Here is a 25,512-nt window from a genome sequence, read left to right as displayed (position 1 = left end):
TCAGCGGCGGGTGATCAGACCTTGCCGCGCCACGCGGGTCAGCTGCTTGATCATTTCCGGGGCATCTTCCGTGCTTGGCGCCTGAATCACCGCCAGATCAAAGCTGTCACTGGCAAACCGCGCCAGTGACTCGCCGTCTTCAACGAACTGGATCAGGAACGCGGCAGGGCCGCCACTGCGACGTGGCCAGCCATCGAGATAACGCAACAGCGTCGGCTGATGTTTGCCGCCAAGCAGGATTTTCGGGTTGCGTTGAGTGATATGCGCAGTGATCGGCGCGGGACGTGCAGGAGGGCGTAGTGCATTCATTGGTCGTGTCTCTGCCTCAAAAGTCTGCATGGCAGGTGAGAGGCAACACCGAACCAGCGCTTTAGCGGTATTTCGAAGCCCTGTTCCGGCTTCTGACGGCAACTGATTGAGTCACCTGGCGCCCCGCAAGTAGCTGTTTAAATCGGCGCATGACCACATGCTAGATAACGTGACCGTACAGTGTCAAGAATCAGAAGCTATAAGCGCTGTCACCACTGCAAGGTGATACGGCTTTCGAATTCACGCGCCTGCCCAGTGACTGGATCAATGAAGCGCAGGCCCTGCGCCAACAGTTTCAGCGGATTGGCGTAATCATCCTCGACGTCCTTCAACACGTCCGGGTAAAACGGGTCGTTGCAAATGCTCGCGCCCAATGCGGTCATGTGCACACGCAGTTGATGTTTTTTGCCCGTGACCGGGTAAAGGCCATAGCGCCACAGATCGCCGTTCTTCTCGCGAACTTCGACCGCCGTTTCCGTGTTGCTGACGCCCGGTCCTTCCTGCATGCGGAAAAACGGTTCGCCATCGACCAGACGACTCTTGTGTACCAAGGGGAAGTTCAGATCAGGCAGCGCAGGCGCGATCGCCTCGTAGCGCTTGTCGATCTGCCGGGTCGGGAACAGTGACTGATACGCCGAACGGGTTTGCGGATTGGCCGAGAAAATCACCAGCCCGGCGGTGTGCCGGTCGATGCGGTGCAACGGCACCAAATGTGGATTGTCCAGACGCCGGATCAAACGGCGCAGCAACGTCTGTTCGACGTACTCGCCGGCCGGCGTCACCGGCAGGAAATGCGGTTTGTCCGCGACCACCAGATGCTCATCGGCATAAAGAATCGACTCGACCACCGGAATCGGTTTCTCGTCCGGCACTTCACGGAAGTAGTGAATGCGCAGGCCTTCCTTGTACGGCAGATCCACCGTGATCGGCTGACCATTGCCGTCCAGCACGCGACCACGAGCGATACGATCCAGCCACTGCTCGCGGCTGATGGCCCGGAAGTGCTCGCACAGGCAATCAAGCACTGTCTGCCAGGAGCCCGGTGGCAGATACAGGGTGCTGGCCTGATTGTGTGCCGCGGAAAATGTAGATGTGGACATACGAAAACTCTAACCCTCAATGCAGGCTGGCATTATCCAACACTGGGGGAAACGAACCTAGCGCAGAATCCTCAGGCCGGAATCGACTTGAGCGCCGCCGCCTCAGTGAATTCCTTGAGCCAGCGCAACACCTCGACCGCCTCCCAACGACCCGGGTCATACAAGGCGTAGAGCAATCCTTGATAACCGACCACGTCGAGTTGCTTGTGATAACCGGCACGCTGAAACAGCGCCTCGATCTCGGCAAAACACGTATTGAAATGGACTTTACTGAAGGGCGTCTTGCCTTCCGTGACCAAGCCGTCGAGACGCAATTCGGTGACGGCCTCGCGCACCACGTCAACCGACATCCGGTTTACGCTGTTCTTCAATTGTTCGACATTGACCACGGTTCATCCCTCTGACGTCCGGCTCACCTGCTCCACCCTGCAAAAAACCAGGATGCTGCAGGCCTACCCAATTACTGTATGAACATACAGTAACCGAATAATCCGCAAAGTGCCAAGGAATGGATGCGCCACCGCGACCGGCGGGATGTGGCAAAAAAACGCTTAACGAAGGAACGCCACCACCTGATCGGCATTGAACGGCCAGCCCAGTTCGGCACCGGTGTCGACGCGGCGCAACAGCGGAATGCGCAGACTATAAGCCTCGAACCACGACTCATCGTCAGCAATATCCACCAGTTCCACCAGCAGACCGTGCTCGACAAAAGGCATCAGCTCGGCTTCGGCCAATTCGCACAAATGGCATCCGAGGGTGCCGAACAGCTGACATTCAGGAGGCATGATCGCTCGACCACAAAAAGAGTGCGCCTATTCTAGGCCGCAGCGCAAAACCCGTCGACCCACCGCCGCTTAAAGGCTTGCGCGCGCCGACACGGCTTGTGCGCAAAACCCTGACGCACATCAGTCCAGCGAAAAACCAATTACGCGATCCTCCCGGTCTTTTTGCCTCTACGCTTGAACAGCCAGAGCCTGACATCGGAGTGTCCAGTGTTTGCCAACCTGTTGATCATCCTCGCCTCGTCCCTCGTGGTGATTGCCTTGTTCCGCCGCCTGCGCTTGCCACCGGTGCTGGGTTACCTGTGTGTGGGGCTGCTGGTCGGGCCGAGCGCATTCGACTGGGTCAACGAAAGTGAGCACCTGCCTGACGTGGCTGAACTGGGCGTGGTGTTCCTGTTGTTTTCGCTCGGGCTGGAATTCTCCCTGTCGAAGATGATTGCGTTGCGCCAGGTGGTGTTCCGGCTCGGCAGTCAGCAGGTGCTGATCAGTACGGCGCTGCTCGGGTCACTGCTGATGTTGCTGGGCATGCCGTTGACGCCCGCACTGTTGCTCGGCGCCGGGCTGTCATTGTCTTCCACGGCGATTGTCACCAAAGAACTGGGCAGCCTCGGTGAAGTGTTCAGCAGCCACGGTCAGAACGCGATCGGCGTGCTGCTGTTTCAGGACGTGGTCGCGGTGTTGCTGCTGACGCTGGTGCCGGTGTTCGCCGGGAGCAGCACGCAGGCCTGGTACTGGGCGCTGCCGCTGACGCTGGCGAAAACCGTGGTGCTGTTTGTCGGCCTGCTGCTCGCCAGCCGCTGGTTGCTGCCACGGCTGTTCCATGAGGTGGCGGCTTCGCGCTCGGCGGAATTGTTCGTGCTGCTGGCGCTGGTGATTGTGCTGCTGACGGCGTGGCTGACGCACTTGCTCGGTTTGTCCCCTGCCCTCGGCGCGTTTCTCGCCGGCATGTTGCTCGGCGAAAGCCACTACCGGCATCAGATCGAAGCCGATATCCGGCCGTTCCGCGACATTCTGCTCGGGGTGTTTTTCGTCAGCATCGGCATGCTGATCGACCTGCAGTTGTTTGTCAGTGACGGCGTGCTGATTCTCGGGCTTACCGTCGGTTTGATGGTAATCAAAGGCATCGTCGTCGCGCTGCTGGTGAGGTGGCGCGGCAGTGACAGCGAAACCGCGTGGCGCAGCGGTCTGGCCTTGGCTCAGGGCGGCGAGTTCTGCTTCGCGCTGATGGCGCAGATGCAACAAAACAGCCTGCTGCCGGCAAGGCTCGGCGCCTTGCTACTGGCGGCGACATTCTGCTCGATGTTGCTGACGCCGCTGTTGTTGCGCGCGGCGCCACGCATCGCTGCTGCCCTGCATCGCAAGCCCAATGAGGAAGCACAGATCGAAGAGATCAGCGCACTCAACGCCGACCTCGACCAGCACGTAGTGATCTGTGGTTACGGTCGTGTTGGCCAGTCCATTGGCCGCTTCATGCGCAACGCCAGGCAAGCCTATATCGCGCTGGACAACGATCCGGTGCGTGTTCGAGAAGCCGCCTCTGGCGAGAGTGACGTGCATTACGGCGACTCCGCGCGCGGCGATCTGCTCACCGCCGTCGGTTTGTTGCGCGCCCGCCTACTGGTGATCGCCGTCGATCAAAGCGATGTCGCCCTGCGCATCCTCAAGGAAGCGCGGCGACTCAACACGCACATACCGATTCTGGTGCGCACCCGCGACGACAGCCAATGGAGCGAACTGAAAGCCGCCGGGGCCAGCGAAGTGGTGCCGGAATTACTGGAATCGAGCCTGATGCTCGCCTCGCATGCGTTGATCATGCTCGGCCTGCCGGCGCATCAGGTGCAGGAGCAAGTCGATCAGGTGCGCATCGACCGCTATCGCCTCCTGCACGGCTTTTATCCCGGAACCGACGATGAAGAAACTTAGTCCTGACTCACCGCGCCGATCTTGTGCAGCGACAGATCGGCGCCGTAATACTCTTGTTCCTGACTGAGGCGCAGCCCATGCAGCGCCTTGATCGCGCCGTACACGACGAAGCCACCGATCAGCGCCACCGCGACGCCGAGAGCGCTGCCGAGCAACTGGCTGATCAGGCTGACGCCGCCCAGTCCACCGAGCGCGCTCTGGCCGAAGATGCCGCAGGCGATCCCGCCCCACACGCCGCACAAACCGTGCAATGGCCACACGCCGAGCACGTCATCGATGCGCCATTTCACTTGCGCGGCGGTGAAGCACCAGACAAACAGTGCGCCAGCAATCGCGCCGGTGACCAACGCGCCCACCGGGTGCATCAAGTCCGAACCGGCGCAGATCGCCACCAGCCCGGCCAACGGGCCGTTGTGCAGGAAGCCCGGGTCGTTACGCCCGACGATCAATGCCGCCATGGTGCCGCCGACCATCGCCATCAACGAGTTGACCGCGACCAGGCCGCTGACACCTTGCAACGTCTGTGCGCTCATCACGTTGAAGCCGAACCAGCCGACAATCAGAATCCACGAGCCCAGCGCCAGAAACGGAATGCTCGACGGCGCGAAAGCCACCAATCGTCCATCGCGATAACGCCCGTTGCGCGGGCCGAGCAGCAGCACCGCCGCCAGCGCCAGCCAGCCGCCCATGGCGTGCACCACCACGGAACCGGCGAAGTCATGGAACGGCGCGCCGAACTGCGCCGCCAACCAGGCTTGCAGGCCATAGTTGCCGTTCCAGATCATTCCTTCAAAAAACGGATAAATAAACGCCACGATCAGCGCCGTCGCACACAACTGCGGAACGAAGCGCGCACGCTCGGCGATGCCCCCGGAAATAATGGCCGGGATCGCCGCCGCGAACGTCAGCAGGAAGAAGAACTTCACCAAGCCATAACCGTGATCGGCGTTCAGCACCGCCGCCGGTTGCATGAAGGTCACACCGTAGGAGATCCAATAGCCTATAAAGAAATAGGCCAGGGTCGAGACAGCGAAATCGCTGAGGATTTTCGACAGGGCGTTGACCTGGTTTTTCTGCCGGACCGTACCGACTTCCAGAAAGGCGAAACCGGCGTGCATCGCCAGCACCATCACCGCACCGATCAGAATGAACAACGTGTTGGAGCTGTGCACCAGGGTGTCCACAGCGCTTTGCAGATTTTCCATAAGCAGGCAGACCTAAAGGCGAAAAGGCACCAAAGCGGTTCGTGCGGGCATTTCATGCACCAAGTTGCGACCGCCGAGTCACTGAATCGAATGCCCAGTGAACTGCTTTGGCGCACGAGGTCGATGTCCTGACACGTACCGGGATTATTTGAGTTAAGGTTTTCAAGCATGCACGCCCGGCAACAGCGCACAGCGGCCGGGCGACGCACCACGACACAGCAAAAGTTGTACCAGTCATTTGTACTGAACCTTCGCGCAAGGCTCATACTCGAACGCTTCAGACGCCACTTACGGAGATCCACCCATGGCCAGCATCAAGGCAAAGACTGCTCAAGAAATCCTCATGAACGACTTCCAGACTTTGGTCGCCGACACCGAACGGTTGCTCGAGCACACCGCCACCCTGGCCGGCGATCAGGCAGATGAACTGCGCGAGCAGATCCACGACAGCCTGCTGCGCGCGCGCGAAACCCTGAAGCTGACCGAAGAGACCGTTCGCGAACGCGGTCAGGCGGCCGTGACCGCCACTGAAGATTATGTGTCGGCCAATCCTTGGCAATCGGTCGGCATCGCTGCCGGTGTCGGTTTCCTGATCGGCCTGCTGGCCACTCGGCGCTGATTATGTCGATCGGTGAATCCGGCCCGACTGCGGGCACCGCCTCCTCCACGCGGCGCCTGGGCGCCGCTGTTCTGGGTTTGCTGCACAGCCATGTCGAACTGTTCGGCATCGAATTGCAGGAGCAGAAATCCCGTACGGTCAGCCTGTTGCTGTTCGCAGGCCTGGCCTTGGTCTTTGCCCTGTTGTTGCTGGTGGGCTTATCGACTTTGGTGATGATCATCTTCTGGGACACCTATCGCCTTGCCGCGATCATTGGCCTTTGCGTGTTCTATACGTTGGCATCGATCTTCTGTGGGCTGCGCCTCAAGGCAGCAATTTTCGATGAGTCCTCACCCTTCCACGGCACGCTCGAAGAGCTGGCCAACGACCGGGAGCGCCTGTTGCCATGAGCTTGCCTCAACTTCCACACAACGGTTCGCGCCGGGAAATGCGCAAGGCATTGATCCGTCTGCGCATGGAAATGCACCGTCAGGAAATCCGCCACGAAACCGCGCAAGTGCTGCAACCGTTGCAGCGTATGCGCGGGATGTCGCAGAACCTGCAGGGCGGCTTCGGCATCAAGCACGCGCCGCTGTGGGGCGTGGCGGCGGTTACGCTGCTGGGGTTCATCACGGGCAAAGGCGCGAAAAGCGGCGGCGCCGGTGGTCTGACCCGGCTGATCCGCCTCGGCACCAGCCTGGGACCATTGATCAAACTGGTCATGCAGAACTCGGGCAAGCGTTGAGCTGACGCATCTGGCTACATTCTTGCAATACCGACGGGATGAACCTCTTATCCAGAGGTTCAATCCTGCCTGCCTACCCGGTCGACAGGGTTCAACCAGAACAAGAACGACTAAGGAGGCCCCGTGATCGACGGGCAACCGCTCGCCTGCTTTCAGCCTTTCATCGACACCGCCACCGGACGCATCGCAGGCGTTGAAGCATTGGGCCGCCTGCGTCAGGCTGATGGTCAACTGAATTCTGTCGGGCCGCTTTTCGCCGACCCGCGCACGCCGGCCGTCGCCTTGCGCCGCCTCGACCGGCAAATCCGTGACAACGCCTTGAGCCGTCTGCATGAAGCGCCGGCCGACTGGTTCCTCAGCCTGAACATGTCGCCACGCTGGATCAGTCGTCTGCGTCCCGATCAGGCCCTGCCGAGCCTCAAGCAACTGGCCCGGCATGATGTCGATCCACAACGCATCGTTTTCGAAATCACCGAACTGGGCGGCAATGGCCAGCGCCTGGCCGAAGTGGTCGCGCGTTATCGTCAGGCGGGAGCGAGAATCGCGATTGATGATTTTGGCGCCGGCTATTCGCAGCTTGATCGCGTGCTGGCGCTGCAGCCGGATATCCTTAAACTCGATATGCGCCTGTTCCAGGCTGCCGCGTTGGGCGGGCCCAGCAGTGACGTGGTCAAAGCGCTTGCGCAGATGGCCGAGAAGACCGGCTGCTGGATCATTGCCGAAGGTGTCGAGACCGAAGCACAACTGAATTTTGCGTTGGAGTGCGGTTCACGTTATGTGCAGGGTTTTCTGTTCGCACGCGCCCAGCAAGATTTCTTCGCCGCCGATGCTTTCGTCCAACGCTTCGCTGAGCTGCGCCAACGTTATGTCCGGCAAAAACTCACCGAACGCGGGCGACTGATGCAGATGCGCCAGCAACTCGGCGAGCTGATGGCGATTCTGCAAGCCTGGGCTCAGGCCCGCGCCCCCTTGAGTGCATTGCCGCAACTGGATGCGTTTCCATGGCTGCTGCGTTTTTATCAATGCGACCGGCACGGCACGCAACTGACGCCGAACCTGGAATGGCGGCAGAACGGCTGGGTCGCTGACAACCGTTATCTGGGGCACAACTGGTCGTGGCGCCCGTACTTCTATCATCTGCTCGCCGAAGGCTGGGAAGAACGCCGCCTGACGCTGTCGAACACCTACCGCGATGCCACCAGCAATCAGTATTGCCTCACGGCCGGACAGTTTTTCGATAATGGCGAACGGTTACTGCTGATCGATATTGATGCGGCCGGCCTGTAGTTCCGCTTGCAGGTGCAGGGCTGAACCGGGAAGCTAGGGCATCAGTCACCAGACGGAGAGAATCAGCCTTGGATTGGCAGACCCTGCTCAACCGCGAACGCCTCGGAAAGCCACTGCACAGCCCGCAAGAACTTGGCCGCAGCCCTTTTCACAAAGACCATGACCGCATCATTTTTTCCGGTGCGTTTCGGCGCCTGGGACGCAAGACCCAAGTACACCCGGTCACCAGCAACGATCACATCCACACGCGCCTGACCCACTCGCTGGAAGTCAGTTGCGTGGGGCGTTCACTGGGCATGCGTGTCGGTGAAACCCTGCGCAGCGCCCTGCCCGAATGGTGCGATCCGGCCGATCTGGGCATGGTCGTGCAATCGGCTTGCCTGGCCCACGACATCGGCAATCCGCCTTTCGGCCATTCCGGCGAAGACGCGATCCGCCATTGGTTTCAACAGGCTGCCGGGCGCGGCTGGCTGGACGGCATGAGCGAAGCCGAGCGCGGCGATTTTCTTAATTTCGAAGGCAACGCTCAGGGATTCCGCGTACTCACGCAACTGGAGTATCACCAGTTCGACGGCGGTACGCGACTGACCTACGCCACCCTCGGCACTTACCTCAAGTACCCGTGGACCGCGCGCCACGCCGACTCCCTCGGCTACAAGAAACACAAGTTCGGCTGCTATCAGAGCGAACTGCCGTTGCTTGAGCAGATCGCCCACAAACTCGGCCTGCCGCAAATCGAAGACCAGCGCTGGGCGCGCCATCCGCTGGTGTACCTGATGGAGGCGGCTGACGACATCTGCTATGCACTGATCGACCTCGAAGACGGCCTCGAAATGGAGTTGCTGGAATACGCCGAAGTCGAATCGCTGCTGCTCGGCCTGGTGGGCGACGATCTGCCGGAAACCTACCGCCAGCTCGGCCCTCAGGATTCACGGCGGCGCAAACTGGCGATTCTGCGCGGCAAGGCCATCGAGCACCTGACCAACGCGGCGGCGCGCGCCTTTGTCGAACAGCAGGATGCCTTGCTCGCCGGCACGCTGCACGGCGATCTGGTGGAGCACATGCACGGCCCGGCCAAGCGTTGTGTATTGAACGCCAAGGACATCGCCCGCAAGAAGATCTTTCAGGACAAGCGCAAAACCCTGCACGAAATCGGCGCTTATACGACGCTGGAAATTCTGCTCAATTCGTTCTGTGGTGCCGCGCTGGAACAACACAACGGTCGTACGCCGTCGTTCAAAAGCCGGCGCATCCTCGATTTGCTGGGCAATAACGCCCCTGATCCACAGGGTTCGTTACACGCCTCGTTTCTGCGCATGATCGACTTTATCGCCGGCATGACCGACAGCTATGCCAGCGACATGGCGCTGGAAATGACCGGACGTTCCAGTCATTGACCTCTGGCACCCAACCGGCCTTGTGGCCGGTTGGGTGAACAAATAAAAACACCTGTAGCAATAACATTAAACACACTTCACAGGCTCATCGAAGTCAAACTCTCGCAACAACGCCAACACTCAAAAACAATTAAAAAAACCTGCACTTCCTTACATCAGACCTAATCCCCCGTAGTCCTCTTCCTCATTAATTGTAGGAATAATCCGATAACGCACCTTGAGCCACACCCACTCATACGAGCGCTCATACATCTGAGCTAAGGTGCGCGCTTTATTCGTGCTTGTATGGGATTTGATTATGAACTCCGTTTTTATTGTCGACGATCACCCGGTCATCCGTCTTGCTGTTCGAATGCTGCTGGAACATGAAGGCTACAAGGTCGTTGGCGAAACCGATAATGGGGTCGATGCCATGCAAATGGTGCGCGAATGCCTGCCCGACCTGATCATTCTCGACATCAGCATTCCCAAGCTTGATGGCCTCGAAGTCCTCGCCCGGTTCAACGCCATGGGCTCTTCGTTGAAAACCCTGGTTCTCACTGCGCAATGCCCAACCCTGTTCGGCATTCGTTGCATGCAGTCCGGTGCATCGGGGTATGTCTGTAAACAAGAGGACTTGAGTGAACTGGTCAGTGCAATCAAGGCAGTACTTTCCGGTTACAACTATTTCCCCAGCCAGGCTTTGAATCCGGTTCGTCCTGATGACATCCGCTATGCCGAACTGGAACTGTTCAAATCCGTCAATGACCGTGAACTTATGGTATTGCAGTTATTTGCCCAGGGGCGCACCAACAAGGAAATCGCCAAGGGCATGTTTCTGAGTAACAAGACCGTCAGCACCTACAAGAAACGCTTGATGCAAAAACTCAAAGCCAAATCCCTTGTAGAACTTATCGAGATGGCCAAACGTAACGCACTCGTGTGAGAGCCAGCATGCCCAGTCGTTTAACGCGCTATTTGATTGCCTTGAGTGCCGGTCTGTTTCTGAGCACCAGCGCCTTCGCCGTATTTACCACGTCGCCGCATTATGCGTTGCTCAGTCGCTCGGCAAGCGAACCCGTATCGGTGCCGCTGGAACCGTCGCAACACCAATGGCTGCAAACTCGTCGCGAACTGATATTGGGCACCTCCGCCCCCGATTACCCGCCCTTTGACATGACCGTCAGCGGCCGTGATTACGAGGGACTGACCGCCGATTACGCGGGATTGCTGAGCAACGCCACCGGGCTGCCGATCCGCATTCAGCGCTTCCCCTCGCGGGACGCGGCGATTCGTGCGCTGGTCGACGGGCAAGTGGACATGCTCGGTACCGCCAATGGCTTCGAGGCCGGTAACGCCAACCTCGCACTGTCCGAACCCTATGCCATCGATCAACCTGTGCTCGTCACCCGCGAAGGCGAAACCCGCTCACTGAGCGAAGGCCTGGCAGGTCTGCGCCTGAGCATGGTCTATCACTACCTGCCGCTGGCCGAGGTCAAGGCGCTGTATCCCAAGGCGCTGATCACCTGCTACCCGTCCTACCAGAATGCGCTCAACGCCGTCGCGTTCGATCAGGCCGATGTGTTTCTCGGCGACACCCTCTCAACGCATTACATGATCAACAAGGGTTACCTGAACAACGTGCGCATGGCCAACTTCGGCAAGCAGGAAGCCCAGGGCTTCAGTTTCGCCGTACGCCGCAATAATCCGCAGTTGCTGGGCGTCATCAATTCCGTGCTCAAGGCGGTTCCGCGCAACGAACGCGAAAATATTGCCAAACGCTGGAGCGCCGGCAGCGACCTTTTGCTCACTGACCAGAAGTTGCAACTGAGTCAGCGCGAAGAGACCTGGATCAAACGCCATCCGGTGGTCAGCGTAGTGGTCAACGAGGCCTACGCGCCGCTGACATTCTTCGACAGCGACGGCAATTTTCGCGGCATCAGCGCCGACCTGCTCGAACTGATCCGCCTGCGCACCGGCCTGCGTTTCGAGATCCGCCGTAGCCGCAACGATGCCGAGATGGTCAAACAGATCGACAACCATCAGGCCGACCTGATCGCCGCGCTGCTGCCAACCGCCGAGCGCGAAGAAACCCTGAATTTCAGTCGCCCCTACCTGGAAAACTCCTACGTTTTGCTGACCCGCAAAAGCGCCGACAGCCCCACCAATCTGGGTCAGCTCAAAGGCAAGCAACTGGCGATCGCGCAAGGCAATCCGATGGTCGAATACTTGCGCCGGGACTTTCCGCGCATTCACCTGATCGAAACGGCAGACACCTTCAGCGCGGTCTCGCTATTGGCCGAGGGTCATGTCGACGGCGCGGTGAACTCGCTGGTGATCGCCAATTACTTCATCTCATCGCGCATTTTCGAACGCGCACTGCAAATCACCACCACCATCGGTACCGGTCAGGCGGCCTTTTCGCTGGCCACCGCGCGCGACAATACCGAGCTGGGCTCGATCATCAACAAAGCCTTGCTGAGCATCGCGCCTGAAGAACTCGGGGTGATCAACGGGCGTTGGCGCGGGTATGCAACCACCTCGCAGAACACCTGGCGCAACTATCAGCGCCTGTTCTACCAAGTGATCATCGGCGCCTGCCTGCTCTTGCTGCTGTTGCTGGCCTGGAATGCCTACATGCGTCGGCAGATCAAACAGCGTCAGGCAGCTGAACGCGCGCTCAACGATCAATACGAATTCATGCGCTCACTGGTCAACGGCACACCGCATCCGATCTACGTTCGCGATCGCCAGGGCCTGCTGCAGAGCTGCAATGACAGCTACCTTGAAGCCTTCAATGCCAGACGCGAAGACGTCATCGGCAAAAGCGTGATGAATGGCTCTCTGAGCAACGCCTTCGAAGCGCAGGCGTTTCAGGCGGATTACCAGCGCGTGGTGGCCGAGGGCATTCCGCTGGTGCTCGACCGACCGCTGCACATCGGTAACCGGCGCCTGACGATCTATCACTGGATCCTGCCGTATCGCGACTCCAGCGGTGACGTACAAGGCATCATCGGCGGCTGGATCGACATCAGCGAACGCCGCCAATTGTTTGAAGAGCTGCGCACGGCCAAGGAACATGCGGATGATGCCAACCGTGCCAAGAGCACTTTTCTGGCGACGATGAGCCATGAGATCCGCACACCGATGAATGCCGTGATCGGCATGCTCGAGCTGACGCTCAAGCGCATGGATCAACAGCACCCGGACCGTTCTTCGATCGACACCGCCTACCACTCGGCCAAAGACCTGCTGGGCCTGATCGGCGACATTCTGGACATCGCGCGAATCGAGTCAGGACGCCTGAGCCTGTGCCCGGAGCGGGTCAATCTGGTGGAGACGGTGGCGTCTGTCACGCGAATCTTCGACGGCCTCGCCCGCCAGAAAAGCCTCTCACTGCACCTGGCTGTCAATCCGCCGGAGCTGGCAGTGGACGTACATCTGGACCCGTTGCGTTTCAAGCAAGTGCTGTCGAATCTGATCAGCAACGCGATCAAGTTTACCGAGCTGGGGCAGATCAGAATCACCCTGGACCTGATGACCACTGACGACCCGGCACGCTCGCTCATGCAACTGAGCGTTCAGGACAGTGGTGTCGGCATCAGCGCCGAAGACCAACAGCGCCTGTTCGAACCCTTTGCCCAGGCGGAGAACAGCGGGCCACAAAGCCGCAGCGGCGCCGGCCTGGGCCTGGTGATCAGTCGCAACCTGTGCGAGATGATGGGTGGCAAGCTGCAACTGAGCAGCCATCCCGGCATCGGCACTCAAGTGTCTGTTTCGTTGCCACTGGAAACCTTGCCGGCCGAAGTCAGCACGCGAAAGACCGAGCCTGCCATCAAGACTTCGCTGACGCCGCTGAATGTCCTGGTGGTCGACGATCACCCGGCCAATCGCCTGTTGATGTGCCAGCAACTGGAGTTCCTCGGCCACCGCTTCAGTGTCGCCGAGAATGGCAGCAGCGGACTCGACCTGTGGAGGGATGGCCAATTTGATCTGGTGATCGTCGACTGCAACATGCCGTTGATGAACGGTTATGAACTGACTCGCGCAATTCGCCAGCATGAGCTGCAGAACCGCCGCACGCCCTGCGTGGTGCTGGGCTTCACGGCCAACGCGCAACCCGAAGAAATACAACGCTGCAAACAAGCAGGCATGGACGACTGCCTGTTCAAACCCTTGAGCCTGAGCCAATTGAGCCAATGGGTCGACAACGTCACGCCTGCAACGGCGTCAGCCGTGTTCAACCTGCAAAGCCTGAATATGCTGACCGGCGGCAACCCCGAGCAGAGCCGACGACTGCTGGCCGAACTGTTGAAAAGCAGCCGCCTGGATCGGGAGGAGCTGCTCGCGCTGTCGCCACACAATGATTGCCAGGCGTTAGCCTTGGTCGCGCACAAGATCAAGGGCGCTGCGCGCATCGCTCAAGCCTCGCGCGTGATCGAAAGTTGCGAAGCCCTTGAGCAAGCCTGTACGCAAGCGTTGGCCAAAGACGAGATCGCCCGACGGTGTGCGGCCAGCAACCGAGTGATGCTCGAACTGGAGCACGCCTTGCAGCAACAATTGGCATTGACCGACCAAGGCAGAATGACTTTGCCTTAACTATGCTTGGGCGCTGAGCAGTGAGTAAACATCATGGAGACGTCGAAATGCCCAGCCCACTGCGCCCGGAACGACACCCGGAACAACGCCGTTTCCCTCTGCATGTGCACATCAGCGTCATGTTCACCTTTCTGTTGTTGCTCACTGGGGTGATCCTCGGCCTGTTCAATTACCGGCAGACCACGCAGATCATCCTGTCGAGCAGCGAAAAGCTGTTCAACCGTATCGAACAGGATGTGCGGGTCGACCTGCACGCCACCTATCAACCGATCCGCCACCTGTTGAGCCTGCTGGCGGACAATCCGGCCACTCAGGCGCTGCACCTTGAGCAGCGCCTGCCGTTGCTCAAGCCGTTCAGCCAGTCGCTCACCGACAACCCCGACCTGGCCTCGCTGTACCTGGGTTATGCCAATGGCGATTTCTTCATGGTGCGCCCACTGCGCTCCGCCGCGTTGAAGACCCTGCTCAAGGCACCGGATGCAGCGGCTTATCAGGTCTGGAGCATCGAGCATGGCGCCGACGGCGAGGCGCACTCGCAATCGCTGTTCTTCGATCAGTCTCTGACCGCCCTCAGCCGTCTCGACAACCCCGGCGACACCTACGACCCACGCGGTCGCGCCTGGTTTACAAGTGCGCGCCAGCAAGCCGAGCAGATCACCACCGAACCCTACGTGTTTTTCTCGACTCACAACGTTGGCACCACCCTCGCCCGGCGCAGCGGCGAAAACGCCGTTATCGCCGCCGACCTGACACTTGAAGCACTGTCCGCCACCCTGAACAAACACGTGGTGACGCCGGCCACCGAAATCGCCCTGTTCGATGCTGATGGCAATGCCGTCGCCTACCCCGACAGCAGCCGATTGATTGTTGATGACCGCACCGCGCGGCTGGCCAAAGTGACTGACCTGAGCCCGAGCCTGCACGCGCTGTTGTCCGGCGCCCAGCAGGGCCGTCGCCTGCAGGCCGACGGTCGGCAATGGATCGTCGCCCGCAGCAGCATGCAGGAAGGCGGACCGAAGGGCTTGCAACTGGCGCTGCTGGTGCCGGAAGACGAATTGCTGGTCGATGCCTACCGCATGCGCTGGCAAGGCGCGCTGATAACGCTGGCGACCTTGTTGCTGTGCCTGCCTCTGGGCTGGCTGATTTCACGGCTGCTGGTCAAACCCCTGCGCGCGCTGGTGAAAGAGGCCGACGCGATCCGCAGTTTCGATTTCAACTTTCCACTGGCGCGGCGTTCGCCAGTGCTTGAAGTCGATCAGTTGAGTGTGTCGATGGCGCGAATGAAAGACACCCTGGCCAGTTTCTTCCGCATTACCGACAGCCTGTGCGCCGAGACCCGCTTCGCGCCGTTGCTGCAACGGGTGCTGTTCGAAACCGTGCAGATCGCCCAGGCCCAGGCCGGGCTGATCTATTTGCGCGAAAGTGACGGCAATCGCATGGAGCCTTACGGGCTGGTGATTGACGGTACCGAGCAAACGCTTGAACCCTTCGACATTACGGGCCGAGACCTGCAAGCGCCTGAGGGCCCGGCGTGGTTTCAGCAACTGGCCAGTGCCGACAATGTCGTGAGTAACCTGGGGTTCGAGCAGGCTGATGATCTGCAGAAAGTCCTGCTGGCGATGTCGTCGCCGCGCGTGCACCTGATCGGTATCCGCCTGCGTAATCGACATAATGAAACCATCGGCCTGTTGGTCCTGCTGGTGAACGACAGCGGCAACGCGGCCGATCTGGAAAAACTGCTGCCTGACCGTATCGCCTTTTTGCAAGCGGTGTCCGGCGCCGCGGCCGTCAGTATTGAAAGTCAGCGCTTGCAGGCCAAACAGAAACAGTTACTGGATGCGTTCATTCAATTGCTCGCCGGCGCCATCGACGCCAAAAGCCCCTACACCGGCGGACATTGCCAGCGAGTGCCGGAACTGACGCTGATGCTTGCCCAAGCCGCTGCTGCCAGTCAGGCACCTGCGTTCAAGGCTTACCAGCCCAGTGAGGATGAATGGGAGGCGCTGCATATCGCCGCGTGGCTGCACGATTGTGGCAAGGTCACGACGCCAGAGTACGTGGTCGACAAAGCCACCAAACTGGAAACCATCAACGACCGCATCCACGAGATCCGCACCCGTTTCGAGGTGCTCAAGCGCGATGCCTGCGTCAGCTACTGGCAAGCGCTGGCCAGCGGCGGTGACGAGGCGCAACTGAGCGAACGGCGCGACGCCACGCTGACGGCGCTGGACGAAGACTTCGCGTTTGTTGCGCGCTGCAATCTGGGCAGCGAGGCGATGGCCGAAGCCGATCTACTGCGACTCAATAAGCTGGCCCAACGCACCTGGATGCGTACCCTGGACGACCGTCTGGGTGTGTCATGGGAGGAAAACCGTCGTCAGGCACACACGCCGGCACCGACGTTGCCGGTCCGCGAAAACCTCCTCACGGACAAGCCCGAGCACTTGCTCGAACGCGATCCCGGCGAGGTGATTCCCGAAGACAATCCATGGGGCTTCAAACTGGATGTGCCGCGCTACAAATACAATCGTGGCGAGCTGTACAACCTGAGCATCAGTCGCGGCACGCTGACGCGCGAAGAACGCTACATCATCAATCACCACATGGTGCAGACGATCCTGATGCTCAGCCATTTGCCTTTCCCCGGGCACCTGGACAGCGTTGCCGAAATCGCCGGCGGTCATCACGAAAAAATGGACGGCAGCGGTTATCCAAAACGCTTGAAGCGCGAAGAGATGAGCCTGCCGGCGCGGATGATGGCGATTGCCGATATTTTCGAAGCGTTGACGGCGGCGGACCGGCCGTACAAGAAGGCCAAATCCTTGAGCGAAGCGTTGAACATCATGGCGACGATGAGCCATGAGGCGCACATCGATGCCGAGCTGTTCGGGCTGTTTATCAACGAAGGCGTGTACCTGCAATACGCCACGCGCTTTCTCGATCCACAGCAGATCGATGCGGTGGAGCCGGCCAGCCTGCTACGCAAGGCTGGCCTTTCAGGGTGATCAGCAGTCGGTCAGGCGCAGGAAGATTGCGGCCAGTTGCTCGACACCGGCTTGGTCGTCGGCGCCGAAACGCGCCAGCTTCGGGCTGTCGAGGTCGAGCACACCGATCAGGCGACCGCCCTTGACCAGTGGCACCACCAGCTCGCTGTTCGACGCGCTGTCGCAGGCGATATGGCCGGCAAACGCGTGAACGTCTTCAACCCGTTGCGTTTGCAGGGTTGCAGCAGCAGCGCCACACACCCCACGACCGAACGGAATGCGCACACAGGCGATCTGCCCCTGAAACGGGCCGAGCACCAGTTCTTCATTGCGGTTGAGGTAGAAACCCGCCCAGTTCAGGTCATCGAGCTGGTTGAACAGGAACGCCGAAAACTGCGCGGCGTTGGCGATGAAATCGCGTTCGTCCGCCAGCAGCGACTCCAGTTGTGCGGCCAACATGCCATAGCCTTCGAGGCCCTGGCCGCTTTGTTGCAAATCAATCATGCCTTGTGCTCCAACAATTTCAGTCCCACCCAATAACGGGCGAATTGGTACGCGCAACGTCCATTGCGATTGCCGCGGCCGGTGGCCCAACGCACGGCGAGGATGTCCAGCTCTTCGTCGCGCTGCCAGCTCAGGTTGGCTTTGGCAGCCAACTGGCCGATCCAGTGTTCAACAACGTCGAGGAAGTGTTCTTGAGTAAACGGGTAGAACGACAGCCACAGGCCAAAGCGATCCGACAGTGCGATTTTGTCTTCCACCGCTTCGCTGGGGTGCAATTCGCCGTCGACGCGTTTCCAGTTTTCGTTGTCGCTTTCCTTCTCCGGCACCAGGTGGCGGCGGTTCGAGGTGGCGTACAACAAGACGTTGTCCGGTGCCTGTTCCAGCGAGCCATCAAGCACGCTTTTCAATACGCGGTAATCGCCTTCACCGGATTCAAACGACAGGTCATCGCAGAACAGCACAAAGCGCTGCGGCAATTTGCCGATCTGCTCGACCACACGCGGCAAGTCTGCCAGGTGATCGCGCTCGATCTCGATCAGGCGCAGGCCCGCCGCAGCGTGCTCGGCCAGCAGTGCGCGCACCAGCGAGGACTTCCCGGTGCCGCGCGAGCCCCACAGCAAGGCGTGGTTGGCCGGCATGCCGTCAAGGAATTGCTGGGTATTGCGGCCCAGTTGTTCGAGCTGACGGTCGACGCCGATCAGGTCGGACAGGCGCATGTCGAGGCTGACTTCCAGCGGCAGCAGATAACCGCTGCGGCCGTCACGCTGCCAGCGTGCGGCCAGGCAAGTGCCCCAGTCGATCACCGGACGGGGTGCCGGCAACAACGGTTCGATCCGCGCCAGGACCGACTCGGCGCGTTCAAGAAAAGCATTCAATCGGGAATCCACGTCTTCTCCTCGGGCACGTTCACAGTGATGATGGCGATCCAGCGACGTCACACAGACTTCAATCCACCGCCTCAGGCCTTGTTACAAGGCGATTCGGGAACCTCGGTAGCCCTACATGATCGACTATGCTTGAGCAGCGAAAGGAAACGGAAGTGGTTCAACACCCCATGGATATCAAATTCACCCACCGGCTGTCATACAAGCAAGCCAAGCTCACTGTGCTGGTCGGGTTCATTCTGGGCACGCTGCTCAGCCTGCTGCAAATCGGCATCGATTATGCCAGCGAAGACGCCTCCATCAACCGTGAAATCCTGTCTTTGCTGGAAATCAGTCACAATCCGGCGTCACGCATCGCCTACAACATCGACGCTGAACTGGCGCAGGAGCTCACGCTCGGCCTGCTGCGCTCACCGGCGATCATCTCCGCGCAACTGACCGACAACAACAATACCGTGCTGGCCAGCGTCAAACGCCCGGAATTGCAAAGCGGCTATCGGGTGATCAGCGATTTTCTGTTCGGCGCCAAGCGCCAGTTCGAGGACCGCCTCTATCTCGATCACTTGCCTGCCGAATCACTGGGTGTCTTGAGCCTGGAAGTCGACACGTATGCTTTCGGCAGTCGCTTTTTGCGCCGTGCGGAAATCACCCTGCTCAACGGTTTTGCCCGCAGCCTGATCCTCACCGGCATTCTGCTCGCGTTGTTCTATGTGATGCTGACCAAGCCGCTGGTGCGGGTGATCCGCGAGCTCAGCGGGCGCGACCCGCGCAGTGCCGAGCCGACCACGCTGGAATGCCCGGGCGGGCACGCCAACGACGAGATTGGCGTGCTGGTCAAGGTCGCCAATCAACAGTTCGAAAACATTGCCACGGAAATCCAGCAGCGGCGCAACGCCGAAAACCGTCTGACCGACTATCTCGGCCAACTGGAAAACATCGTGTCCTCGCGGACCGCCGAACTGAAAGCCATCAATGCCCGGCTCAGCCAGTCCAATCAGGAACTGGAAGTCGCGCGCAGCACCGCGCTCGACATGGCCGAAGCGCGTTCGGCGTTTCTGGCCAACATGAGCCATGAGATCCGCACGCCGCTCAACGGCTTGCTGGGGATGATCGCGCTGTCGCTGGATGGCCCGTTGAATGCCGAGCAGCAGCAACAACTGTCGATTGCCCATGACTCGGGCAAAGTGCTGGTGGAGTTGCTCAACGATATTCTCGACCTGTCGAAATTCGACGCCGGGCAACTGGAGCTTGAGCACATTCCATTCGATCTTGGCTCACTGGTCGAGGACACCGCCAATCTGCTGTCGCAGAACGCGGCGCCGAGTGTCGAACTGACCTGCCTGGTCGATCCGCAATTTCCTGCGTTGGTGCTGGGCGATCCGACCCGGGTGCGGCAGATCGTCAGCAACCTGCTGTCCAACGCGTTGAAATTCACCCGTTTCGGGCGAGTCGACGTGCGTTTGTCAGCGATCAAGGACGGCGTGCGCATCGAAGTCTGCGACACCGGGATCGGCATCGCGCAGGACGCCCAGGTGAAAATCTTCCAGCCGTTCACTCAGGCCGGCGCCGGCATTACCCGCCAGTACGGTGGCACCGGGTTGGGTCTGGCGCTGACCTATAACCTCTGCGAAGCCATGCAGGGGCGGCTGACGATCAGTTCCGAAGCGGGTTTCGGCAGCCAGTTTTGCGCCGAACTGCCGCTGCCCTGCCATACCCGCGCGGTCGCGCCGGCACCGCTGCACGGCAAAGTCCTCGCGATCACTGCGGGCAGCAGTGGCCTGGCCGAGCTACTCAAGAGCTTGTTGCCGGCGTGGGGGCTGGAATATGAGCAGCGCACGATTGACGACTCGCTGCTCGGCCTGAGCCCGGACGTGCTGATCACCGACTGCCCGGAATGCCTGTTCGGCCTGCGCCCGACCCTGAGCGCGCCGATTCTGCTGGTCACGGCCTACGGCAGCTTCCTGCCCAGCGAAGAAGCCGCAGCGCTCGCACCGTTGCAACAACAGGCGCGACCGCTGGCACGCAACGCGCTGTATCAGAACCTGCGCAGAACATTGCAACCGGACGTCACCACGATCAACGACGCGCGCCTTGAAACCTCGCCATCACTGCGACGCGGGCGGGTGCTGCTGGTCGAGGATAACCCGGTCAATCAACTGGTCGCCAAAGGCATGCTCGGCAAACTCGGCTGCGATGTCGTGGTTGCAGCCCACGGTGCCGAAGCGCTGGATCAACTGGAGTTTCACCAATTCGACCTGGTGCTGATGGACTGCAACATGCCAGTGATGGACGGCTACGAAGCGAGCCGGCAGATCCGCCAGAGCGGGCGCTGGCCGAATCTGCCGATTGTCGCGCTGACCGCCAACGCCATGTCGGAGGAGCGCGAGCGTTGCCGGGCCGCCGGCATGAGCGACTACCTGGCCAAACCGTTTCGCCGCGAAGAACTGGCGGCGCTGCTCGATCTGTGGATCCCGACTACGACAGCGCTTTGATTTGCCCCAGCAGATGATCGAGGCCGTCGCGCAAATCGTTGAGCCGATCCAGATCGACGCCGCTGTCACAAAGCAATCGGGCCTTGAGCGGCCCGACCTGCTCGCGCAGTGCAAGCCCCGCCGATGTCAGGCTCAGATGCACTTCTCGCTCGTCACGCAGCGAGCGTTGACGCTGCACCAGTTGCAACTGTTGCAGCCGCTTGAGCAGCGGCGTCAGCGTGCCGGAATCCAGCGCCAGCCGCTCGCCCAAGGCCTTGACCGTCGGTTGCTCGGGCGCGCTGTCCTGCCATTCCCACAACACCAGCATCGCCAGGTATTGCGGATAGGTCAGGCCGAGTTGATCAAGCATCGGCTTGTAGGCACGAATTACCGCGCGGGAGGCGGCGTACAACTTGAAGCACAACTGGCTGTCGAGCTTCATTGAATCGACCGACAGGCTGTTCATTTGAGCAGGGCTTCGATCTCGCGGCTCAGGTCCTGCGGCTTGGTGGCCGGGGCGAAGCGCTTGACCAACTGGCCGTCCTTGCCGATCAGGAACTTGGTGAAGTTCCACTTGATGCCCTGGGAGCCGAGCACGCCCGGTGCGCGTTTTTTCAGTTGCACGAACAGCGGATGCGCGTCGGCACCGTTGACGTCGATTTTCTTGAACAGCGGGAAGCTGACGCCGAAATTCAGCTCGCAGAATTCACTGATCGCGCCCTCGTTACCTGGTTCCTGCTTGCCGAACTGATTGCACGGAAAGCCCAGCACCACCAGGCCTTGATCCTTGTAGGTCTGCCACAGTTGTTCAAGACCTTTGTATTGCGGGGTGAAACCGCACTTGCTCGCGGTGTTGACGACCAGCACCGCTTTGCCGGCGAAGTCGGCCAGGGTCTTTTGCTCACCCTTGATGGTGGTGCACGGGATGTTCAGCAGGTTGTCGCTCATGGCGTGGTGCTCCGCGTAAAGATCGGGAAGCGCCAAACATAGCGAGCAATTAAATTGTGTGCAATTTAATTAATCAAATCCCCCCCTGTAGGAGCTGCCGAAGGCTGCGATCTGTTGATCTTGTCTTTTAAAAACAACATCAACAGATCGCAGCCTTCGGCAGCTCCTACAGGGGATACCGGTTATTCGCGTGGTTCGAGGTTCAGGCACACCGAATTGATGCAATAACGCAGACCGGTCGGCGGTGGGCCGTCCGGGAAGACGTGGCCCAGGTGCGCATCGCAGCGGGCGCACTTCACTTCCGTGCGGATCATGCCGTGGGTGGTGTCACGGATTTCGGTCATGGCGCTCTCGCCGATCGGCGCGTAGAAGCTCGGCCAGCCACAACCGGAGTCGAACTTGGTCGTGGAATCGAACAACGGTTCATTGCAGCAGATACAGTGATAGACACCGTCGGTTTTGGTGGCGTTGTATTTGCCGGAGAACGGTCGCTCGGTCGCACTGAGGCGGCAAACCTCGTATTGCTGCGGGTCGAGCATGGCTTTCCATTCTTCCAGGGTTTTTTCCAACTTTTCCATCATCACACCTCAGCGGCTGAAAAAGCCCGATCTGTACCTTTTCCACGGATCGGGCGGCACGTATGATTGCGCCTCGTCACGTGCCAGTCTGGCAGCCAGACCGGGCGCATTCAAACGGATTCTGGGCGCTGCGGCTCAAGACCTCCGCCTGTGGCAAGACACAGGAATCCCAGTACGGTTGTCCATCCGCCGTCTGGATCGTTCATTTTCGGGATCACATCGCCATGCAGTTCAGCAAATCGAACAAGCTCGCCAACGTCTGCTACGACATTCGCGGCCCGGTGCTCAAGCACGCCAAACGACTGGAAGAGGAAGGCCAGCGCATCCTCAAGCTGAATATCGGCAACCCGGCGCCGTTTGGTTTCGAGGCGCCGGAGGAAATTCTTCAGGACGTGATCCGCAACCTGCCGACCGCGCAAGGCTACAGCGACTCCAAAGGTCTGTTCAGCGCGCGCAAGGCGGTGATGCAGTACTACCAGCAGAAAAATGTCGAAGGTGTCGGCATCGAAGACATTTACCTGGGCAACGGCGTGTCCGAGCTGATCGTGATGTCGCTGCAGGCGCTGCTCAACAACGGCGACGAAGTACTGGTGCCAGCCCCGGATTATCCGTTGTGGACCGCAGCGGTGAGCCTGGCCGGTGGTAACGCCGTGCATTACCTGTGCGACGAAGGCGCCGACTGGTTCCCCGACCTGGCCGACATCAAGGCCAAGATCACACCGAACACCAAAGCCATGGTGATCATCAACCCGAACAACCCGACCGGTGCGGTGTATTCGAAGGAAGTGCTGCTGGGCATGCTGGAAATCGCCCGCGCGCACAACCTGGTGGTGTTCTCGGATGAAATCTACGACAAGATTCTCTACGACGATGCCGTGCACATCTGCACCGCGTCGCTGGCGCCGGATCTGCTGTGCCTGACCTTCAACGGCCTGTCGAAGTCCTACCGCGTGGCGGGTTTCCGCTCCGGCTGGATCGCCATCTCCGGGCCGAAACACAATGCCCAGAGCTACATCGAAGGCATCGACATGCTGGCCAACATGCGCCTGTGCGCCAACGTGCCGAGCCAGCATGCGATCCAGACCGCACTCGGCGGCTATCAGAGCATCAATGACCTGGTGCTGCCGCAGGGGCGTTTGCTGGAACAGCGCAACCGCACCTGGGAATTGCTCAACGACATTCCAGGCGTCAGCTGCGTCAAGCCGATGGGCGCGCTGTATGCGTTCCCACGGATCGACCCGAAGGTCTGCCCGATCCACAACGACGAAAAATTCGTCCTCGACCTGCTGCTCTCCGAGAAGCTGCTGGTGGTGCAAGGCACCGCGTTCAACTGGCCGTGGCCGGATCACTTCCGCGTAGTCACCCTGCCGCGCGTCGATGACCTGGAAATGGCCATCGGCCGCATCGGCAACTTCCTCAAGTCGTACCGCCAGTAATTGGCCAGCAGTGCGCAACGGCCCGAACGTTGCGCACTGTCTGATTCAGCAACACATCTACCTCCCCCGCCCTCACCCGCCTTCTACACTTGCGATTCATACCGCCCACAAACGTCTGACGTAATGGCGGCGGGTCGCGGCTATCTGTCGTCCCTGTCCGTGTCAGCCGTGGGAAATACACCGCGCAGCGCAGAATCTGCTGTAGGACACAGTTTGAAATAGTCACTCAGTTGAATAGGCCCGGTGCAGCACCTTATATACCCCGCAGTACGCTACATCTTTAGCTTGAGGAGATTTCTACAACCATGATGCGCATCCTGCTGTTTTTGGCCACTAACCTGGCGGTCGTGCTGATAGCCAGCATCACCCTGAGCCTGTTCGGCTTCAACGGGTTCATGGCGGCCAACGGGATTGATCTCAATCTCAATCAGCTGCTGGTTTTCTGTGCGGTCTTTGGTTTCGCCGGTTCGTTGTTCTCGCTGTTCATCTCCAAGTGGATGGCGAAGATGAGCACCAGCACTCAGATCATCAGCCAGCCACGGACCCGGCATGAGCAATGGCTGTTGCAAACCGTTGAGCAACTGTCCCGCGAAGCCGGGATCAAGATGCCCGAAGTGGGTATTTTCCCGGCCTACGAGGCCAACGCCTTTGCGACCGGCTGGAACAAGAACGACGCGCTGGTCGCGGTCAGCCAGGGCCTGCTCGAGCGTTTCTCGCCCGATGAAGTGAAAGCCGTGCTGGCCCACGAAATCGGCCACGTCGCCAACGGTGACATGGTTACCCTGGCGCTGATCCAGGGTGTGGTGAACACCTTCGTGATGTTCTTCGCGCGAATCATCGGCAATTTTGTCGACAAGGTGATCTTCAAGAACGAAGAGGGTCAGGGCATTGCCTACTACGTGGCGACCATCTTCGCCGAACTGGTACTGGGCATACTGGCCAGTGCGATCGTCATGTGGTTCTCGCGCAAACGCGAATTCCGCGCTGACGAAGCCGGTGCCCGCCTGGCCGGCACCAGCGCAATGATCGGCGCACTGCAACGCCTGCGCGCTGAACAGGGTCTGCCGGTGCACATGCCCGACACCCTGAATGCGTTCGGCATCAACGGTGGCATCAAGCAGGGTTTCGCTCGCATGTTCATGAGCCACCCGCCGCTGGAAGCGCGTATCGATGCCCTGCGTCGCCGCGGTTGATCTGACGGCGGCAATATCACACAGCAGAAAAACAAAAATGCCCGTATCTCGCGATACGGGCATTTTTTTGTCTGAAGCTGCGGATCAACCAGCGATGGCGCGATCCACCGAGAGTTTGCCAGCGCCTTCGATCAGCACCGCAAGGCTGCCGCCGAGCAGGGCCAGGGCGAATTCGTAACCGTTGTTGGCCATGAACAGACCGTTACCGATGTGCACGGTGAAAATGGCCACCAGCGAAAGAAAGGTCAAACCCAATGCTGCCGGGCGAACCAGCAGGCCGATGATCAGCGCCAGACCGGCAAAGAACTCGGTACCGCCGGCCAGCGTGGCCATGACGTAACCCGGGTGCAGACCGATGCTGTCCATGTATTGCGCGGTCCCCGCCAGACCGTAACCACCGAACAGGCCGAAGAGTTTCTGCGAGCCGTGGGCGGCGAAGATCACGCCGACGGCGATGCGCAGAATGGTCAGACCGTAGCCGGCACGGGTGAACAGAACCTTGTTGATCAGAGAGCTCATGGGGCATTCCTTGTTTTGCGAGAAGTGATGTGTGTTGGTTGGCCGCTATATTAATCAGTTATTTTCAT

The 25,512-nt window shown here is 59.9% G+C and carries 23 protein-coding genes; 12 read left to right on the top strand and 11 right to left on the bottom strand.

The features are described 5' to 3' along the window. The 4 genes from ACZZ0B_RS05675 to ACZZ0B_RS05660 all read right to left on the bottom strand — a co-directional run bounded on the left by ACZZ0B_RS05675 (position 1) and on the right by ACZZ0B_RS05660 (position 2,197). On the bottom strand, positions 1-309 hold the full coding sequence (locus ACZZ0B_RS05675; protein WP_008079920.1) for a hypothetical protein: 309 nt from the start codon (positions 307-309) through the stop codon (positions 1-3). Positions 310-518: 209 nt separating this feature from the next. Further along, entirely contained in the window at positions 519-1,409 is an 891-nt protein-coding gene (locus ACZZ0B_RS05670; RefSeq protein ID WP_463544565.1) for a pseudouridine synthase, read from the bottom strand. 71 nt (positions 1,410-1,480) lie between these two features. Then, positions 1,481-1,798 carry a hypothetical protein gene (locus ACZZ0B_RS05665; RefSeq protein WP_008079918.1) on the bottom strand — a complete coding sequence of 106 codons (318 nt, stop codon included), beginning with the start codon at positions 1,796-1,798 and terminating at the stop codon, positions 1,481-1,483. 162 nt (positions 1,799-1,960) lie between these two features. Then, on the bottom strand, positions 1,961-2,197 hold the full coding sequence (locus ACZZ0B_RS05660; RefSeq protein WP_008079913.1) for a glutaredoxin family protein: 237 nt from the start codon (positions 2,195-2,197) through the stop codon (positions 1,961-1,963). A 207-nt stretch (positions 2,198-2,404) separates the two neighbouring features. On the opposite strand from ACZZ0B_RS05660, the gene ACZZ0B_RS05655 reads away from it, so the two are divergent. Next, positions 2,405-4,117 (top strand): cation:proton antiporter, encoded by a 1,713-nt coding sequence (locus ACZZ0B_RS05655; protein WP_463544564.1) that lies wholly within the window; start codon positions 2,405-2,407, stop codon positions 4,115-4,117. Here the strand turns inward: ACZZ0B_RS05655 and ACZZ0B_RS05650 are convergent. Then, on the bottom strand, positions 4,114-5,322 hold the full coding sequence (locus ACZZ0B_RS05650; RefSeq protein WP_008079911.1) for an ammonium transporter: 1,209 nt from the start codon (positions 5,320-5,322) through the stop codon (positions 4,114-4,116). The genes ACZZ0B_RS05655 and ACZZ0B_RS05650 overlap by 4 nt on opposite strands. Positions 5,323-5,626: 304 nt before the next feature. Between ACZZ0B_RS05650 and ACZZ0B_RS05645 the strand changes: the two genes are divergently transcribed. The 8 genes from ACZZ0B_RS05645 to ACZZ0B_RS05610 all read left to right on the top strand — a co-directional run bounded on the left by ACZZ0B_RS05645 (position 5,627) and on the right by ACZZ0B_RS05610 (position 16,932). Beyond that, positions 5,627-5,941, top strand: a complete 315-nt coding sequence (locus tag ACZZ0B_RS05645; protein ID WP_008079910.1) for an ElaB/YgaM/YqjD family protein — start codon at positions 5,627-5,629, stop codon at positions 5,939-5,941. A gap of 2 nt (positions 5,942-5,943) precedes the next feature. Then, the gene (locus ACZZ0B_RS05640; RefSeq protein WP_008079909.1) at positions 5,944-6,330 is read left to right on the top strand and encodes a phage holin family protein; all 387 of its coding nucleotides are present in this window, start codon (positions 5,944-5,946) and stop codon (positions 6,328-6,330) included. Next, a complete protein-coding gene (locus tag ACZZ0B_RS05635) occupies positions 6,327-6,665 on the top strand; it encodes a hypothetical protein (protein WP_008079908.1) in 339 nt (112 codons plus the stop codon). The genes ACZZ0B_RS05640 and ACZZ0B_RS05635 overlap by 4 nt, the downstream gene beginning before the upstream one ends. Before the next feature lie 123 nt (positions 6,666-6,788). Further along, positions 6,789-7,952: an EAL domain-containing protein gene (locus ACZZ0B_RS05630; RefSeq protein WP_158831689.1), complete on the top strand. Its 1,164-nt coding sequence runs from the start codon at positions 6,789-6,791 to the stop codon at positions 7,950-7,952. A 68-nt stretch (positions 7,953-8,020) separates the two neighbouring features. After that, complete coding sequence (locus ACZZ0B_RS05625; protein ID WP_440096436.1) at positions 8,021-9,349, top strand: deoxyguanosinetriphosphate triphosphohydrolase; 1,329 nt, start codon at positions 8,021-8,023, stop codon at positions 9,347-9,349. A 298-nt stretch (positions 9,350-9,647) separates the two neighbouring features. Next, positions 9,648-10,274, top strand: coding sequence for a response regulator transcription factor (locus ACZZ0B_RS05620; RefSeq protein WP_008079905.1), 627 nt, complete (start codon positions 9,648-9,650; stop codon positions 10,272-10,274). An 8-nt stretch (positions 10,275-10,282) separates the two neighbouring features. Continuing rightward, positions 10,283-13,927: a transporter substrate-binding domain-containing protein gene (locus ACZZ0B_RS05615; RefSeq protein ID WP_463544563.1), complete on the top strand. Its 3,645-nt coding sequence runs from the start codon at positions 10,283-10,285 to the stop codon at positions 13,925-13,927. Between the two features lie 47 nt (positions 13,928-13,974). After that, the gene (locus ACZZ0B_RS05610; RefSeq protein ID WP_463544562.1) at positions 13,975-16,932 is read left to right on the top strand and encodes an HD domain-containing phosphohydrolase; all 2,958 of its coding nucleotides are present in this window, start codon (positions 13,975-13,977) and stop codon (positions 16,930-16,932) included. Here the strand turns inward: ACZZ0B_RS05610 and ACZZ0B_RS05605 are convergent, their stop codons facing one another. Continuing rightward, positions 16,933-17,415 (bottom strand): GAF domain-containing protein, encoded by a 483-nt coding sequence (locus tag ACZZ0B_RS05605; protein WP_463544561.1) that lies wholly within the window; start codon positions 17,413-17,415, stop codon positions 16,933-16,935. Next, complete coding sequence (locus tag ACZZ0B_RS05600; RefSeq protein ID WP_008079900.1) at positions 17,412-18,302, bottom strand: ATP-binding protein; 891 nt, start codon at positions 18,300-18,302, stop codon at positions 17,412-17,414. The genes ACZZ0B_RS05605 and ACZZ0B_RS05600 overlap by 4 nt, the downstream gene beginning before the upstream one ends. A gap of 167 nt (positions 18,303-18,469) precedes the next feature. Between ACZZ0B_RS05600 and ACZZ0B_RS05595 the strand changes: the two genes are divergently transcribed. Next, positions 18,470-20,791: a hybrid sensor histidine kinase/response regulator gene (locus ACZZ0B_RS05595; RefSeq protein WP_463544560.1), complete on the top strand. Its 2,322-nt coding sequence runs from the start codon at positions 18,470-18,472 to the stop codon at positions 20,789-20,791. Here ACZZ0B_RS05595 and ACZZ0B_RS05590 read toward each other — a convergent pair. From ACZZ0B_RS05590 to msrB, 3 genes are all read right to left on the bottom strand, one after another. Next, a complete protein-coding gene (locus tag ACZZ0B_RS05590) occupies positions 20,775-21,236 on the bottom strand; it encodes a MarR family winged helix-turn-helix transcriptional regulator (RefSeq protein ID WP_008079898.1) in 462 nt (153 codons plus the stop codon). The two genes, ACZZ0B_RS05595 and ACZZ0B_RS05590, sit on opposite strands and share 17 nt — an antisense overlap. Beyond that, positions 21,233-21,718, bottom strand: a complete 486-nt coding sequence (locus ACZZ0B_RS05585; protein ID WP_008079897.1) for a glutathione peroxidase — start codon at positions 21,716-21,718, stop codon at positions 21,233-21,235. The genes ACZZ0B_RS05590 and ACZZ0B_RS05585 overlap by 4 nt, the downstream gene beginning before the upstream one ends. A 182-nt stretch (positions 21,719-21,900) precedes the next feature. Continuing rightward, positions 21,901-22,296: a peptide-methionine (R)-S-oxide reductase MsrB gene (gene msrB, locus ACZZ0B_RS05580; RefSeq protein ID WP_008079896.1), complete on the bottom strand. Its 396-nt coding sequence runs from the start codon at positions 22,294-22,296 to the stop codon at positions 21,901-21,903. 224 nt (positions 22,297-22,520) lie between these two features. Here msrB and ACZZ0B_RS05575 point away from each other — a divergent pair, with 224 nt between their 5' ends. Further along, positions 22,521-23,732, top strand: a complete 1,212-nt coding sequence (locus ACZZ0B_RS05575; protein WP_008079895.1) for a pyridoxal phosphate-dependent aminotransferase — start codon at positions 22,521-22,523, stop codon at positions 23,730-23,732. A gap of 305 nt (positions 23,733-24,037) precedes the next feature. After that, positions 24,038-24,925 (top strand): protease HtpX, encoded by an 888-nt coding sequence (gene htpX / locus ACZZ0B_RS05570; RefSeq protein ID WP_008079894.1) that lies wholly within the window; start codon positions 24,038-24,040, stop codon positions 24,923-24,925. A gap of 84 nt (positions 24,926-25,009) precedes the next feature. Here the strand turns inward: htpX and ACZZ0B_RS05565 are convergent, their stop codons facing one another. Further along, positions 25,010-25,444, bottom strand: a complete 435-nt coding sequence (locus tag ACZZ0B_RS05565) for a DoxX family protein (RefSeq protein ID WP_008079893.1) — start codon at positions 25,442-25,444, stop codon at positions 25,010-25,012. Positions 25,445-25,512: the final 68 nt, after the last annotated feature.

This window comes from Pseudomonas sp. AC247 (assembly GCF_979258015.1).
The sequence above is the reverse complement of the archived record's forward strand: the minus strand, read 5'-3'. Positions and strand labels throughout refer to the sequence as shown.